Source organism: Microbacterium californiense (genome assembly GCF_047246625.1).
GTDB lineage: Bacteria > Actinomycetota > Actinomycetes > Actinomycetales > Microbacteriaceae > Microbacterium.
The window spans coordinates 1,876,608-1,891,316 of sequence record NZ_JBFOKQ010000001.1; the positions used below are offsets into that span (position 1 = coordinate 1,876,608).

The window sequence follows — 14,709 nt, forward strand, 5'->3', positions numbered from 1 at the left end:
ATGGCTGACAAGGACTTCGAGAACGTGCCTGACGAGACTCAGGGAGCGGGCGGAGTCGCCGGTGAGGGGTCGGATGCTCAGGCATCCGGCCCCGCGCCGCAGAACCCGGACTCCCGCGAGGCCGCCGCCGCCGAGGGATCGGACGAGTCGCCCGTCGACGCCGCCGACTCGGTCTCTGAGCCTGACGAAGGGCTGACGGTGGACGACATCCTCGGCACCGCCCAGACCGGTGAGGCCGCGGCGGAGGACGCCGTGCTCGCCGACCTCGAGTCGACGCTGCTGAACGACCTCAAGCGCCTCCAGGCCGAGTACGCGAACTACCGTCGTCGTACCGAGGAGCAGCGCCAGGTCGAGATCGAGCGGGCGAAGGGCGAAGCCGTCAAGGGCCTCATCCCGGTGCTCGACGACCTCGACCGCGCCAGCCAGCACGGCGACCTCGTCGACGGCACGCCGTTCGCCGTGATCGCCGAGAAGGTGCGCGCGGTCGTGGAGCGGCTCGGCGTCGTCTCGTACGGCGAGAAGGGCGAGGAGTTCGACCCCCAGCGCCACGAGGCGATCTTCCAGCAGCCGACGCCCGGCGTCGACAAGACCACGGTGCTCGAGGTCGTCGAGGTGGGCTACCGCCTCGGCGAGGTCGAGCTGCGTCCCGCGAAGGTCGTCGTCGCCGTCCCTGCAGAGTAGGTGATGGATGGCTAGCCAGGATTGGTTCGACAAGGACTTCTACAAGACCCTCGGGGTCGCGAAGGACGTCAGCGACGCCGACCTCAAGAAGGCGTATCGCAAGCTCGCGCGGAAGTACCACCCGGACTCGAATGCCGGCGATGCCACGGCAGAGGCGCGCTTCAAGGAGATCAGCGAGGCCTACTCGGTGCTCTCCGACGCCGAGCAGCGCAAGGAGTACGACGAGATCCGCGCCATGGGCTCGGGCGCCCGCTTCACGGCGGGCGGCTCGGGCGCCGGCGGGTTCGAAGACGTCTTCAGCCGTTTCGGGCAGGGGGGCCGCGGGCAGTCCGCGGACTTCGAGGACATCTTCGCGATGTTCAACCAGGGGCAGGGCGCCGGCTTCGGCAACGGCCGTTTCGGCCAGTCGACGGGCGGGTTCCGGGGCTTCGGCGGACCGCAGCGCGGCGCCGACGTCACGGCCCGCACGACGCTCGACTTCGCCACCGCGGTGCAGGGGGAGACGATCACCCTGCAGGGCGACGACGGCAAGCCGTTCAAGGTGAAGATCCCGGCCGGGGTCGCCGACGGGCAGAAGATCCGCCTGCGCGGTCGGGGGCGTCCCTCGCCGGACGGCGGGGAGAGCGGCGACATCGTGGTGCAGATCGCGGTGCGCCCGCACCCCGTCTTCACCCGCGACGGCATGAACCTGCGGGTCGTGGTGCCCGTGACCTTCACCGAGGCCACGCTGGGCGCGACGATCGAGGTGCCGACGCTGAGCGGCGACGTGGTCAAGCTCCGCGTCGCCCCGGGCACCCCCTCCGGGCGGGTGCTCCGGGTCAAGGGTCGCGGGGTCGCCACGGCGAAGGGCACCGGCGATCTGCTCGCCGAGCTGCAGGTGGCCGTGCCCACGCATCTCGACGACGCGGCGCGCGAGGCGCTCGAGAAGTTCCAGGAGCTGGAGCCGAACGAGAACCCCCGCGCCGACCTCATGGCGAAGGCCCGGCGATGACCGTCGCCCCGCTCCCTGAGCGAGCGCAGGGAGACGAAGGGCGCTCAGGAGCCGGTCTCATCCCGGTTCCTGAGCGAGCGCAGCGAGACGAAGGGCGCTCAGGAATCGGCGAGGTGCGCCATGGATGCTGACACCCCGGTCTTCGCGATCGCCGTCGCCGCCGAACTTGCCGGCATGCACCCGCAGACGCTGCGGCAGTACGACCGCATCGGACTCGTGGTGCCCGGACGCACGCGCGGCGGCTCGCGCCGCTACTCGCACCGCAACATCGAGCAGCTGCGCGAGGTCGCCCAGCTCTCCTCCGAGGGAATGAGCCTCCCGGCGATCGCCCGCCTCCTCGACCTGGAGGACGAGAACCGGATGCTGCGGCGCCGCGTCGCCGAGCTCGAGCACGCGCTACGAGCCGAACGCGAGAGCCGCCCCGGCGTCCGGGTGTTCGCCGCCGGCTCCGCCGGGGTCATTCCGGTTCCTTCGGGTCGCCGCATCCGCCGGTCGACCGAGCTCGTGCTCTGGAACCCGCGCGACGATCGCGCCTGACCCGCCCCGCGCAATTCGCTCCCGCACTCATCGACGCGCAGAGCATCCGCGTGTGTATCCTGTTGACTGTTAACAGGAGGTCGCCGTGACACAGACCGTCAAGCGCGGAGAATCCCTCGGAGCCCAGGTGGCCCGCGTGCTGCGTCAGCGCATCGTGCGCGGAGACCTCGCGCCGGGCACGCGCATCACCGAGGAGGCTCTCGCCGAGGAGTTCGAGGTGAGCCGCGGACCGATCCGCGATGCACTCACCCAGCTCAGTTTCGAGAACCTCATCGAGGTGCAGCGTCCGCGCGGTGTCTACATCGTCGGCCTCACCCGCGACGACGTCGACCAGCTCTACAGCCTGCGCGGCGCGCTCGAGCAGCTCGCCCTCTCGCGCGCCATGCGCGTGGACGACGACGCGCGCTGGGCGGCGATGGCTGCGGCCGTCGAACGCATGAACGCCGCGGCCGACGCCGGCGACCACGCGGCCTTCGTCACGGCCGACCTCGAGTTCCACTCGCAGATCTACGCGCTGGCCGACCACCCGCGGCTGGAGGGGGCGTGGAGCCAGTACCTCCCCACCTTCGCCGCGCTGCTCGAGGTCACGATCAATCACGACGAGGACCTCCACGAATCGGCCTCCGACCACGCGCGCCTGATGGGCGTCATGCGCGAGGGCGACCCCGCCGACGCCGCGGCCGTGCTCGACGAGCACCTCGACGGCGCCCGTGACCGCATGCTGAGCGAGATAGCCGACCGCCGCGCCTGAGCCGCGGCATCCGACCGGTCGCGACGGGGTCGCGTCCCTGGAACGGATGCCGGGGCGGGTCAGTGCGCGCGGTGGAAGGGGCAGCCGCGCACGCGGCCGCGGGAGGTCGGCATCGTCGGGAGCCGGCGGAGGTTCACGTCGAGGCCCTCGTCGAGCACGGTCACGCGCCGATCGCTGAGGGCGGCGACGGCCGCGGCGAGCCCGGCGATCGCGAGCTTCTCGCCCGGGCAGCGGTGACCCGTGCGCGGATCGGCGCCCCCGTGGGGCACGAACGCCTCGATCGCCTCGTAGTCGTCGACCCCGACGAACCGGTCGGGCAGGAAGTCGCCCGGGCGGTCCCACGATGCGGCGTCCGTGTCGGTTCCGAGGATGTCGAGCACCACCCGGTCGCCGGCCTTCACCTGCTGGCCGTCGAGCTCGACGTCCTGCGTCGCCCACGCGGGGAGCATCGGCACGAAGGGCGAGGTGCGGCGGATCTCCTGCGCGAACGCCGTCGCCAGCGGTCCGCCCGTGAGCGATCCCCGCTCGGCGGCCTCGGTCGCGATGCGCGCCCGCCACTCCGGATGCTCGTGCAGCCGCTTCGCCGCGAACGCCACGAACCGCGCCACGGCGATCATCGGACGCATCACGTTCTGCAGCTCGACGCCGGCGAGGCGCGGGGTCAGCAGCACGCCGGCCTCGTCGCGATGCCAGGCCCACTCGTGCAGCGCGGTGCCCTCGACGGTCTGCAGCTCGCCGAGCCGCACGGCCTCGATGAGGGCCTGAGCGTGGCGGTCGGACCAGAAGCGGTTCACCTGCGCGCTGAGGAACGCGGGGGAGTAGGGGGCGCCGAAGCCGTCGACGATCTGCGCGAGCCGCCGGGACCACCGGTTCTTCGCCTTCGCGGTGCCGGGCACGCCGGCCCAGCGCATGACGGCGCGTCCGAGGGCGAGCACGGCGGCGTCGTAGGCGGTGCGGGTGCTGACACCCGAGACCCAGGCGTCGAGCTCGGCCTGCCACTCCCGCTCGAGGTGCGGCGTCAGGCGCTCGACCTGCTCGTCCTCGTACGCCACGTCGATGAAGGTGGCCTTGCGGTGGCGGTGCGGGCCGCCGTCGAGGCTGTGCACGGAGTCATGACCGAACAGGGTCTCCTGCACGAACGCCGGCATGGCGCCGTGCCGCTTGATGCGGTCTCCGTCGTAGAACAGTGCGACCCCCTCCGCCCCGCGGACGAAAAGCGCGGGACGACCGAGGAGGCGCATTCCGACGGCTCGTGCGCCCGGCCCGGTGCGGCGCCAGAGGTGCTCGCCGAGTCGGTACCCGCGGGTGAGCAGGCCGATCGAGTCATCGTGCAACGGGCTCGGTACGGTCGATCGCATCAGCATGCCTCCACCGTCTCTCATGCGCGCGGATGCGGCCAGGGGCTTGCGGCGGCTCGATCGCCTGCCTATGCGGACCCTGAAGTGTTGACTGTTAACAGTCAACACTGATATTCTCGCGATGTCGACAACACGGTCGACCCACGTAGAGGAGCAAAGATGCCCCGCAAGCGCATCACCCGGGCGGCCGCCGCACTCGCCGCCCTCACAGCCACCGCTCTCATCGTCTCGGCCTGCACCAAGGTCGAGGAGGGCGAGGATGCCGCATCGGCCTTCCCCGAGAAGGACATCCGCCTGATCATCCAGGCCAACCCCGGCGGAGGATCCGACCTGTCGTCGCGTGCCCTCGCCACCGAGCTCGAGAAGATCCTCGGCGTCAGCGTCATCCCCGAGAACATGCCCGGCGCCGCCGGTGCGCTCGCGATGGAGTACGTCGGCTCGCAGGACGCCGACGGCTACGTCATCGGCTTCGCACCCGTGGAGATCGCGATGCTGAACACCACCCAGGGTGCGAACGTGCTCCCCGAGGACTTCGACCTCCTCGGCCAGATCATGCTCGCCCCGGGCGTCATCACGGTCGGTGCGAACAGCGGTATCGAGACGCTCGAAGACCTCGTCACCCAGGCCGAGTCGGGCGCCGTCACGGTCGCCAACTCCGGCGCGGGTTCCATCTGGGAGGCCGCGACCGTCGGACTGGGCGACGCGACCGGCGCCGAGTTCACCCCCGTGCCCTACGACGGCGGCGCGACCGCCGTCGCCGCTGCGGCATCCGGTGAGACCGTCGCCGCCGTCTCGGGTCTCGGCGAAGCGCTCGCCCAGGGCGAGGCCGTGCGCATCCTCGCCGTCATGAACGACGAGCGCCACCCCGACGCCGAAGACGTCGAGACGGTCGAAGAGGCGATCGGCGAAGACGTCGTGTTCGGCGGCTGGGGCGGCATCTACGCCCCGAAGGGCCTGCCGGACGACGTCAAGGAGACGCTCGAGGCCGCGGTCAAGGAGGCCGTCGAGTCGGACAGCTACCAGAAGTTCCAGGCGGATGCCGGGAACCTGGTCGTGTACCGCGACTCGGCCGAGTGGACCACCTTCGTCGACGACCAGTTCGCCCTCTTCAAGGACCTCCTGGGCTGATCGGACCTGCGGGGCCGGGACATCCCGGCCCCGCAGCCGTTCCCGCCAGGGAAGGAGAACCATGTCCACCCCCGAGACCACGGAGCAGGACGCCTACGACGGCGCCGCCCCCTCGCGCCGCCTCGAGATCGTGTTCGGCGTCGTCGCCCTCGCGTTCACCGCCGGCTACCTGTTCCTCGCCACGCAGATCCCGCTCCGGCGCGAAGCCGCCCCCGGGCAGATCGACGCCCGCTTCTGGCCGATGGTCATCGGCGTCACCGGCGTCGTCGTCGCGATCGCGATCCTGGCCATCGCGCTCACCCGGCCGGCCCCGACCCGCGAAGACCTCGAGCGCATCCAGCCCGGAGGCTACCTCCGCGTCATCGCCACGCTCGCGATCACCGGCGTCTTCATCGCCGTCTGGTCGCTCGGCACCGTCACCCTGTTCGGCTACCGCATCGAGGTCTTCCCCGTCGCCTGCGCCCTGCTGATGGCCGCCCTCATGCTGCTCTACGGCCACCGCCGCTGGCTGAGCCTCGTCATCTACTCCGCCCTCGTCACGGCGTTCGTCTACGTCGTGTTCGGGATGCTCCTGAGGATTCCCCTGTGAACGCGCTCATGGAGGGGCTGAACTCGCTCCTCGACGTCTCGATCCTGCTCTACATGCTCGTCGGCCTCGTGCTCGGCTTCATGGTCGGAGCCTTCCCCGGCATCACCGCGACCATGGCCGTCGCGCTCGCCGCCGGTTTCACGATGACCCTCGAGCCCGTGCAGGGCCTCGCGGTGCTGCTCACCATCTACGTCGCCGCGAACTTCGGCGACCGGGTGCCGTCCATCCTCATCAACACTCCGGGAACACCCGCCTCGATCGCCACGACCCTCGACGGGTACCCGATGGCGAAGCAGGGCAGGGCCGGACTCGCGCTCACGATCTCGGCGATCGTGTCGGCCGTCGGCATCCTGGCCTCGCTCGTGCTGTTCTCGGTCGCCGCCGTGCCGATCGCCAGCTTCGCCCGCGACTACTTCAAGTCGCCCGAGCTGTTCGCCCTCGTCGTCTTCGGCATCGCGATCATGATCGGCATCTCGTCGAAGTCGATGCTCAAGGGAATCCTCGCCGGACTCTTCGGGCTCATGCTCGGCAGTGTCGGCACCTACGCCGCCACCGCGGATCAGCGCTTCACCTTCGGCCTGCTCGATCTCGTCGAGGGCGTGAACTTCATCGCCGTGATCATCGGCCTCTTCGGCATCGCCGAGCTGTTCGACCAGCTGCTCACGCACCGGAAGTCGCATGTGCGCCCGATCTCGAGCCTCGGCCGCTGGTGGCCGAACAGGGCGGAGCTGAAGCAGTCGGGTCGAGCGACCGCCGTCGGCGGGGCGGTGGGCCTCGGCGTCGGTCTCATCCCGGCCGCGGGCGGCGACATCGCCGGGCTCATCGGCTGGGAGCGTGCGCGCAAGGTCTCGAAGAAGCCCGAGATGTTCGGCAAGGGCTCGATCGAGGGCGTCGCGGCCTCCGACACGGCGTCGAGCGCCACGCTCGGCGGATCGCTCACCACGACGATGGCCCTCGGCATCCCCGGCGACTCCGTCATGGCCGTGATGATCGGCTCGATGATCATCTGGGGCATCACGCCGGGCCCGACGCTCTTCACCAACCGGCCCGACCTCGTCGTCTCGATCGTCGGCATCATGCTCATCGCCACGATCCTGTCGCTGGTCCTCAGCCTCGTCCGCATGAAGGGCATGGTGAAGCTGCTCGACGTGCCGCAGCCGTACCTGTGGAGCGGCATCCTCATCTTCTGCATCATCGGCACCTACGCGACGTCGAACAGCCTGTCGACCGTCGTGACGATGCTCGTCTTCGGTGTGGTCGGCGTGCTGCTCAAGCGCATGCAGGTGCCCGCCGGTCCCGTCGTACTCGGACTCCTCCTGGGTCCGCTCGCCGAGGAGAACCTCGCCCGCACGCTGGCGATCCTCCCGACCCGTCCGTTCTTCGAGGTCGTCAGCCCCATCGCGATCGCCCTGCTCGCCCTCGCGGTGCTGTCGATCGTGATGCCGGCGATCCGCGCGGCGCGCAAGCCGCGCGGCGAGAGGGCGTCGCTGGAGGACTCGATCCTCGACGACGAGAGCCGCGAGCAGATCGCGAAGGCGCACGACGAGCTCGCCGCGACGCCCGACCTGCTGACGTCGACGGTCCGCAACGTCGACACATCCCCCCGTACGCTCCGCAAGGCGCGCAAGAACCGCAAGGAGAACGAGAAGTGACCCGCTACGACATCCTGACCGCCGTCCCCACTGCGTTCCACCGTGACGGCAGCCTCGACCTGGAGGGATCGCGCGCGATCTTCCGGTTCGTGGGTGCGTCGGGCAACGAGGGAGCGTTCATCCTGGGCACCACGGGGGAGTTCCCCGCGGTCGACGTCGCCGAGTTCCGCGAGCTGGTGGCGGCGGCGCTCGACGAGCTCGCCGACAAGATGCGCGTCATCGTGCACGTGGGCCAGCCGAGCACCTATGAGGCCGTGCGCCTCGTGGGCATCGCGAAGGAGCTCGGCGCCACCGAGTTCGCCGCCCTCACCCCGTACTACCTGAAGTCGACCGAAGACGCGATCTTCGACTATTACCAGGCGGTGTCGGATGCCGTCGGCGACGGGCGCCTGTACGTCTACATCTACCCGGCCCGCAGCGGCAACACGGTGTCGCCCGAGCTGCTCGTGCGCCTCGCGGGGCTGCCGAACATCGTCGGCGCGAAGCTCAGCGAGCTGTCGCTGGACGAGATCTCCGCCTACCGCGCCGTCGTGCCGGCCGACTTCGATCTGTACACGGGCGCCGACCGCGACCTCATCGCCGCGGTCGAGGCCGGGGCGCAGGGCGTGGTCTCGGGCGTCTCGTCGGTGACGCCGAAGCCCTTCCGTGCCCTGGCCGACGCCGGTCGCTCGGGCGACGCCGACGCGATCGCCGCCGCCCAGGCCGCGGTCGACGACGTCGTCTCGCTCATCGGCGGCGACATGGCCCGCATGAAGGAGGCCTACCGGGTGCTGAACGTGGTCGACGCCTACTGCCGCATGGCGATCGCCGAGCCCACCGCCGAGCAGCGCGAGGCCGTGGCCCAGGTGGTGGCCGCGAACCGCTGACGCCCTCCGTCACCACGACGGGCCGGATGCCGCGGGGCGCGCCCCCGCGGCATCCGGCGTCTCCGGGCAGTGGCAGGACTTCGGATGGGCGGGGCGGCATAACTTCGGGGATGCGGGGCGGCACGCCGCGGCATCCGTGCTCCTGTCGGCGTGTCGGGGCCGATCTCCGACGTCGTGTCGGGACGGACCGGGTGCCGCCTAGGTCCGCGAGCAGCCTTCGGGGCGGCTACCGCTGGCGTCGTGCGCGCTCGGCGAGGGCATCGAGGGCGTGCAGCACATCGTGCGCGGCCCAGGTGCGGTTGCGGCGCCCCGAGCCGACCTGGCTCAGGATGCCGTCGTCCACGAGCCGGTCGATGGCGAGGAGTGCGTTGGGCGCGGTGACCCCCAGGTACGAGACCGCGAGGCGAGACGTGACCGCGGGCTGACGCAACAGGAGCTCGAGCAGCCGGCGTGCCGCCGATCCCTGACGGGCACTGACCTCCTGCGCCCAGGAGTCGCGGACCGCATGGATGTCGTCCATGAGCACCCGCGACGTCGCGACGGCGGTGTGCGCGGCCCGTGACATGATCTCGACGATGTCGGTGACGTGGCCGGCGCGATAGCGCGTCAGGGCGTCGAAGTAGCCGGCGGTGTCCTGCAGCAGGCCGGCGGAGATCGGCAGCACCACGGACTGAGTGATGTCGGCGCGACGCAGCATGGCCTGCAGCACCGCGCGCCCCGTGCGTCCGTTCACCTCGAGGAACGGGTGGATGGTCTCGTACTGCGCGTGCGCGATGGCGATCTGGGGGAGGGGCGGCAGGTCCCGGCGTTTCATGAACGCGACCAGGTCGGCCATGAGAGCCGGCACCCGCGATTCGTGCGGGGGCACGAAAGACGCGCGCTGCGGACCGCGCGAGCCGCCGCCGATCCAGATCTGCTGGCTGCGCCATCGCCCGCGCCGGTCGGGGCGGCTCGACGCCATCAGGGTGCGCTGGATGTGCACGATCGCATCCTCGTCGAGCGACCCGGCGCGGGCGAGAGCCGCCACGTCGGCCTTCACATGGGCGACGATCTGCACCGCGTGCGGTTCGAGGGACTCCTCGATATCGGCGAGCATGATCGCGAGCGCCGGGGCGGTCACGCGTTCGATCGCGGAGCTCGCGGCGCACTCGGCGCGCAGCAGCAGCGGTCCGAGCGGGCTGTCGTCCCGTCCGAGTTCGGAGTCGAGGCGGATGAGGTCGGCCGTCGCGTCATGCGCGCGGCTCAGCGTCTCCGGGTCGAGTGAGACGGGCAGGTCGGCGATGAGGGGCGGCACCGATGCGCGGTAGGGGCCGGGGGCCGCGAGATGGGGGCTGAACGAGTCCCGCACGTCGGCGGCGGGGTGCCACTGGCGCTCCTCGTAGGAGACCGCCTTCCAGGCTCCGTCGCTCACCGTCATGCGTTCAGACTACTGGCCTGGATCCGGGGACAAACGATAATAAAGCCCCGCGTGGCATCGGCTGCGACTCATTCCGAGCCTACGGACCCCCTTGCGTTCGGTACCCCGTCAAACGTGCGTTCGCAGCTTTGACCCTGGTGTCTCAGCGTCCCTACAGTCGCCTCAGCGGCCATCGTCGGCCGCAGAGGAGAGGGAACGATGACGTCATACTCCATGTGGATGCTGGAGTACTCGCACTGCCTGGAGCATCCGGTCGGATGCATCTTCTACGGGACGTGGGACGGGTCGACGCGCAAGTTCGCGTACTCGTACGTGTACGTCGAGGGCGACGGGCACCGGATCCTCATCGATGTGGGACACGACAACCGCGGATCCAATCGCGCGTACAACGACGAGAACGACATCGTGGACTTCCAGCCGCCGGAGGTCGTGCTCGCGAAGGTGGGCGTCTCGCCGGAGGAGATCGACACGGTCATCCTCACCCACGCGCACTACGACCACGCCGGCGCTGCGCGGTACTTCCCCAACGCGACGTTCTACCTGCAGCGCATCGAGCTGGAGAGCTCCCGCTGGGCTCTCGACAACGCGCACCTCTACGCCTCCATCATCGGCGCCCTGGATCCCGCAGACGTCAGCATGCTCGAGGAGATGGCGGAGGAGGGCCGACTGCGGCTCCTCGACGGTCCGGTCGAGAACCTCTTCCCCGGCCTGCACATCCGCACCGCCCTCGACACCCACACCATGGGCGGGCAGTACGTCGTCGTCGAGGACGGCAACGACAACTGGGTCGTCACCGGGGACGCGCTGTACTCCTACGAGAACGCCGAGGGTATCGGCGGCTCCGGCGTCCCCGTGAATATCGGCTTCGGCGGAGGAAGCGGATGGCGCGGGCTGCAGATCATCGACGAGATGGCTCGTACCGCCGGCGACACCGACCGCCTCGTCATCGTGCACGAGTACGACACCTTCCGTCGGCATCCGTCCCGGCTGTACGACGACCGGCTGTCGGTGGCCGAGCTCGTCCTCGCTCCCGGCGAAGCCTCGCGCATCGGCTGACCCCCGCACCATCCATCACCACCCGAGAAGAAGGATCAACCCCATGTGGAAGAACAGAGTGGTTCTCGCAGCAGCAGTCGTGTGCGCCGCCGTCGTCGGACTGTCGGGCTGCAGCGTTCCCGAGAGCGCGGCACCCGACGCGGGCAGCACCCAGTCCAGCGGCGGCGGCAGCGGCAGCAAGCTGCTGGGCATCGTGACCATCAGCGCCACCGATGCCAACAACGCCCGCGTGATCGAGGGCGCGACCGAAGCGGCGGAGGCCGCCGGCTGGACCGTCGAGGTCGTCGACGCCGCGGGCAACGCTGACCAGGCCAACACCGCCATCCAGAACTTCGTGAACAAGGACGCGGGCATGGTGTTCAACCTCGTCTTCCCGGCGACGTCCCTCGGAGCCGGGCTCAGCGCGGCCTCCCAGGCGGAGATTCCGGTCGCGACGTGGGGCGGAGGCCCCGGCGACGGGATCGTCGTGGTGGCCGGTGACGGCGCCCCGTTCGCCGAGCCCGCGACACAGGCGCTCATCGACGCGCTCGACGGGGAGGGCGAGGTGCTCGCGCTGACCTATCGCACCGGTCAGGTCTGCCGCGACCGGGAGGCGCTGTTCGACGAGATGATGGCCGAGCAGGCGCCGGACGTCACGATCACCAAGAACGAGGTGAACATCCCCGGGTTCCTGCAGGACGGTGCGCGCTATGCCAACGCCTGGCTGGCCGCGAACCCGGAGGGCAGCGGCAATCTGGCGGTGTGGGGATGCTGGGAGGATCCGACTCTCGGCGCGATCTCGTCGATCAAGCAGCAGGGCCGCACCGACGTGCTCACGTACGGCATCAACGGATCCAGCACGGCCATCAAGGCGGTGCAGGACGGCGACCTGACCGCGACCGTGTTCGAGGACGCCCGCGCCGAGGGACGCACGATGTTCGAGGAGACGCTCGCGGCCATCGAGTCGGGCGACTTCTCCTCCCGCACGGTCGACGTGCCCGGCATCCTCGTGACGGCCGACACGATCGACGACTTCCTCGCCGAGCACCCCGAGGCGCTGGACTGATGCGGTCCGCCACCCCTCGGAGTACGCGGTGAGCGCCTCGCCCGACGTCTCGGGCGTCCTGGTCGAGGTCCGCGGGATCAGCAAGTCCTTCGGCGGCGTGCACGCCCTGCGCGACGTCGAGTTCGAGATCCGCCGCGGTGTCGTCCACGGGCTCGTCGGCGCCAACGGCGCCGGCAAGTCGACGCTCATCAAGTGCCTCGCGGGTATCGAGCATCCCGACACCGGCGAGATCGTCGTCGACGGCGAGGAGCAGCGCATCGAGACGCCGAGCGACGCCTCGGCCCTGGGCATGGCGTTCATCCACCAGGAGATGAGCCTGATCCCCGGCTGGAGCGTGCTGCGGAACATGATGCTCGGTCAGAAGCCTCCGACCCGTCTCGGCATCATCGACTGGCGTCCCGCCCGGGTCCGTGCCCGGGCGGTGGCACAGCGGCTCGGCATGCACTTCGGCCTCAACACGCCGGTCGACGACCTCAGCCCCGCCGACCAGTGGCTGGTGCTCATCGGACGTGCGCTGATGCGCGATGCCCGCCTGATCGCGATGGACGAGCCGACGGCGTCGCTCTCCGCCGAGGAGGCAGGGCGCCTGCACACGATCATCCGCGAGCTCGCCGCATCGGGGACGGCCGTCGTGTTCGTCTCCCACCGTCTCGACGAGGTGAGCGATCTGTGCGAAGACGTCACGGTCTTCCGCGACGGCGCGGTCGTCGAGCGGCGCGTGGCCGAGAAGGTGCAGAAGGCCGAGCTGGTGCGGGCGATCGTGGGACGCGAGATGGAGATCGCTGTTCGCGGACGGGAGCCCGCTGCGCACGGAGGCCCCGTCCTCGTGGTGGAGGGCGTCCGCGACGGCAGGCGCGTGCACGGCGTCTCGCTCACCGTGCACGCCGGGGAAGTCCTCGGCATCGGAGGCCTCGTCGGAGCCGGGCGGACGGAGCTGGCGGGCGTCATCTACGGCGCGCACAAGCGCACCGCGGGCGTCATCTCGCTGGACGGCCGACCCGTCGAGTTCCGCGAACCCGCCGACGCCGTGCGCGCCGGCGTCGGACTCGTGCCGGAGGAGCGTCGGAGCGAAGGGCTGTTCCTCGAGCGCTCGATCGACTTCAACATCAACGCGGCATCCCTCGACACGCTCCGGCGCTCGCGGCTGGTGCCGCTGCTGCGCCTGCGCGAAGGACGCCGGCGCGCGCGATCGCTGGCGGATGCGGTCACCGTGAAGGCTCGCGATGTCGGCGACCCCGTCGGCTCGCTCTCGGGCGGCAATCAGCAGAAGGTGGCCATCGCCCGCTGGCTCGTCGAGCCGCCGCGCCTGCTGATCCTCGACGAGCCCTCGCGCGGCGTCGACGTCGGCGCGCGGGCCGAAGTGCACCGTGTGATCCGCGAGCTCGCGGCGGCGGGAACCGCCGTGCTGGCGATCTCGTCGGACAACGAAGAACTGGTCGCACTGTGCGACCGCGTGGTCGTGATGGCCGAGGGGCGCATCACCGGAACCCTCCGGGGTCGGGAGATCACCGAGGACCGGATTCTGTCGCTCAGCTTCGAGCGGCATGACGGAGAGGAACGGGAATGAAGTCGTCGTCCACCATGGACCCGAGCGCACGCATCGCCGCCGCGAGCTCGGATGCCATCCGGCCCCGCGGACGGGTGGGCAACACCGCGCTGCTCATCGTGTCGAAGTACGGCACGCTCATCGCGATGGCCCTCATGATCGGGTTCTTCGCGTTCGCGGTGCCCAACGGCGCGTTCTTCACGCCGAACAACCTGCTGAGCATCGTGAACCAGTCGGCGCTGACCGCGATCATCGCGTGCGGCCTCACCATGGTGCTCGTGGTGGGGGAGTTCGACCTCAGCGTCGGCTACGCGGCGAGCCTCGCCGGAGTGCTGGTCACGGGCTTCATCGCGAACCAGGGGCTGCCGCTCATCCTGGCGGTCATCGTGACCGTCGCGATCGGCGGAGGGATCGGCGCCGCCAACGGGGTGCTCGTGACGAAAGCGCGGGTCAACGCGGTCGTCGCGACCCTCGGCGTCGGGACGATCCTCACCGGCCTCGCATTCGGGTACACCGCCGGGTCGCCGATCACCCAGCTCCCCGAGGAGTTCACCTGGATCACGCTCGCGCGGTTCGCCGGCATCCAGAATCCGATCTGGTTCATGCTCATCGTCGTCGCCGTGCTCTGGGTGGTGCTCAACCGCACCTCGACCGGGCAGCGCATCCAGGCGGTCGGGGCGAACCCGAAGGCCGCGCGGCTCGCCGGCATCCGTGTCGACAGGGCGAAGATCATCGCGTTCGTCATCGCCGGCGTCTGCGCGGCCCTCACCGGCGTGCTGCTGGCCTCGATCCTGGGCAGCGGAACCGTCAGCGCGGCCGATGGATACCTGATGGACTCGTTCGCCGCGGTCTTCCTCGGCTCGGCGACCCTCCGCGACGGCGAGTTCCACATCCTCGGCACGCTCATCGGCGTGCTCGTGGTGAGCGTCGGGTTCAACGGACTGGCGCTGATGGGCACGCCCACCTTCTGGCAGTACATCTTCAAGGGCGGCATCCTGGTGCTGGCCGTGGCGCTGTCGACGATCGCGCGGAGATACGCCCGAAGGTAGTCGCCATCCCACCCGCTGTCGCCGTCGTCTGAGGCCCGCGCCG

Annotated in this window: 14 protein-coding genes; 12 read left to right on the top strand and 2 right to left on the bottom strand. The window is 70.3% G+C overall.

The window, feature by feature from the left end:
• The 4 genes from AB3M82_RS08925 (at position 1) to AB3M82_RS08940 (ending at position 2,960) form a co-directional block, all read left to right on the top strand.
• Entirely contained in the window at positions 1-681 is a 681-nt protein-coding gene (locus AB3M82_RS08925) for a nucleotide exchange factor GrpE (protein WP_412957178.1), read from the top strand.
• A 7-nt stretch (positions 682-688) separates the two neighbouring features.
• Positions 689-1,672, top strand: a complete 984-nt coding sequence (locus AB3M82_RS08930; RefSeq protein WP_412957180.1) for a DnaJ C-terminal domain-containing protein — start codon at positions 689-691, stop codon at positions 1,670-1,672.
• Positions 1,673-1,792: 120 nt separating this feature from the next.
• Positions 1,793-2,209 carry a heat shock protein transcriptional repressor HspR gene (locus AB3M82_RS08935; RefSeq protein WP_412957181.1) on the top strand — a complete coding sequence of 139 codons (417 nt, stop codon included), beginning with the start codon at positions 1,793-1,795 and terminating at the stop codon, positions 2,207-2,209.
• 85 nt (positions 2,210-2,294) lie between these two features.
• Positions 2,295-2,960, top strand: coding sequence for a GntR family transcriptional regulator (locus tag AB3M82_RS08940; RefSeq protein WP_412957183.1), 666 nt, complete (start codon positions 2,295-2,297; stop codon positions 2,958-2,960).
• A 59-nt stretch (positions 2,961-3,019) separates the two neighbouring features.
• Here AB3M82_RS08940 and AB3M82_RS08945 read toward each other — a convergent pair whose 3' ends face one another.
• Entirely contained in the window at positions 3,020-4,318 is a 1,299-nt protein-coding gene (locus AB3M82_RS08945; RefSeq protein WP_412957184.1) for a cytochrome P450, read from the bottom strand.
• A 159-nt stretch (positions 4,319-4,477) separates the two neighbouring features.
• Between AB3M82_RS08945 and AB3M82_RS08950 the strand changes: the two genes are divergently transcribed.
• The 4 genes from AB3M82_RS08950 to AB3M82_RS08965 all read left to right on the top strand — a co-directional run bounded on the left by AB3M82_RS08950 (position 4,478) and on the right by AB3M82_RS08965 (position 8,553).
• On the top strand, positions 4,478-5,446 hold the full coding sequence (locus tag AB3M82_RS08950; RefSeq protein ID WP_412957186.1) for a tripartite tricarboxylate transporter substrate binding protein: 969 nt from the start codon (positions 4,478-4,480) through the stop codon (positions 5,444-5,446).
• 61 nt (positions 5,447-5,507) lie between these two features.
• Positions 5,508-6,035 (top strand): tripartite tricarboxylate transporter TctB family protein, encoded by a 528-nt coding sequence (locus AB3M82_RS08955; protein WP_412957187.1) that lies wholly within the window; start codon positions 5,508-5,510, stop codon positions 6,033-6,035.
• On the top strand, positions 6,032-7,687 hold the full coding sequence (locus AB3M82_RS08960; protein ID WP_412957189.1) for a tripartite tricarboxylate transporter permease: 1,656 nt from the start codon (positions 6,032-6,034) through the stop codon (positions 7,685-7,687). Before AB3M82_RS08955 ends, AB3M82_RS08960 begins: the two co-directional genes overlap by 4 nt.
• Positions 7,684-8,553: a dihydrodipicolinate synthase family protein gene (locus AB3M82_RS08965; RefSeq protein ID WP_412957190.1), complete on the top strand. Its 870-nt coding sequence runs from the start codon at positions 7,684-7,686 to the stop codon at positions 8,551-8,553. The genes AB3M82_RS08960 and AB3M82_RS08965 overlap by 4 nt, the downstream gene beginning before the upstream one ends.
• A gap of 226 nt (positions 8,554-8,779) precedes the next feature.
• On the opposite strand, the gene AB3M82_RS08970 is transcribed toward AB3M82_RS08965, so the two are convergent.
• Positions 8,780-9,970 (bottom strand): Fic family protein, encoded by a 1,191-nt coding sequence (locus AB3M82_RS08970; RefSeq protein ID WP_412957191.1) that lies wholly within the window; start codon positions 9,968-9,970, stop codon positions 8,780-8,782.
• A gap of 198 nt (positions 9,971-10,168) precedes the next feature.
• Here AB3M82_RS08970 and AB3M82_RS08975 point away from each other — a divergent pair, with 198 nt between their 5' ends.
• From AB3M82_RS08975 to AB3M82_RS08990, 4 genes are read left to right on the top strand one after another with little or no spacing between them, the layout of a single operon-like run.
• The gene (locus AB3M82_RS08975) at positions 10,169-11,026 is read left to right on the top strand and encodes an MBL fold metallo-hydrolase (RefSeq protein ID WP_412957193.1); all 858 of its coding nucleotides are present in this window, start codon (positions 10,169-10,171) and stop codon (positions 11,024-11,026) included.
• Between the two features lie 43 nt (positions 11,027-11,069).
• Positions 11,070-12,071 carry a sugar ABC transporter substrate-binding protein gene (locus tag AB3M82_RS08980; RefSeq protein ID WP_412957194.1) on the top strand — a complete coding sequence of 334 codons (1,002 nt, stop codon included), beginning with the start codon at positions 11,070-11,072 and terminating at the stop codon, positions 12,069-12,071.
• 28 nt (positions 12,072-12,099) lie between these two features.
• Positions 12,100-13,638: a sugar ABC transporter ATP-binding protein gene (locus AB3M82_RS08985; RefSeq protein WP_412957195.1), complete on the top strand. Its 1,539-nt coding sequence runs from the start codon at positions 12,100-12,102 to the stop codon at positions 13,636-13,638.
• Positions 13,635-14,666: an ABC transporter permease gene (locus AB3M82_RS08990; protein WP_412957197.1), complete on the top strand. Its 1,032-nt coding sequence runs from the start codon at positions 13,635-13,637 to the stop codon at positions 14,664-14,666. Before AB3M82_RS08985 ends, AB3M82_RS08990 begins: the two co-directional genes overlap by 4 nt.
• Positions 14,667-14,709: the final 43 nt, after the last annotated feature.

Excerpts from the sequence above, each read along its gene's own strand:
- AB3M82_RS08980 (WP_412957194.1), top strand. The coding sequence starts at position 11,070 with ATGTGGAAGAACAGAGTGGTTCTCGCAGCAGCAGTCGTGTGCGCCGCC.
- AB3M82_RS08975 (WP_412957193.1), top strand. The coding sequence starts at position 10,169 with ATGACGTCATACTCCATGTGGATGCTGGAGTACTCGCACTGCCTGGAG.
- AB3M82_RS08930 (WP_412957180.1), top strand. The coding sequence starts at position 689 with ATGGCTAGCCAGGATTGGTTCGACAAGGACTTCTACAAGACCCTCGGG.
- AB3M82_RS08955 (WP_412957187.1), top strand. The coding sequence starts at position 5,508 with ATGTCCACCCCCGAGACCACGGAGCAGGACGCCTACGACGGCGCCGCC.
- AB3M82_RS08970 (WP_412957191.1), bottom strand. The coding sequence starts at position 9,970 with ATGACGGTGAGCGACGGAGCCTGGAAGGCGGTCTCCTACGAGGAGCGC.
- AB3M82_RS08950 (WP_412957186.1), top strand. The coding sequence starts at position 4,478 with ATGCCCCGCAAGCGCATCACCCGGGCGGCCGCCGCACTCGCCGCCCTC.
- AB3M82_RS08945 (WP_412957184.1), bottom strand. The coding sequence starts at position 4,318 with ATGCGATCGACCGTACCGAGCCCGTTGCACGATGACTCGATCGGCCTG.
- AB3M82_RS08925 (WP_412957178.1), top strand. The coding sequence starts at position 1 with ATGGCTGACAAGGACTTCGAGAACGTGCCTGACGAGACTCAGGGAGCG.
- AB3M82_RS08935 (WP_412957181.1), top strand. The coding sequence starts at position 1,793 with ATGGATGCTGACACCCCGGTCTTCGCGATCGCCGTCGCCGCCGAACTT.
- AB3M82_RS08990 (WP_412957197.1), top strand. The coding sequence starts at position 13,635 with ATGAAGTCGTCGTCCACCATGGACCCGAGCGCACGCATCGCCGCCGCG.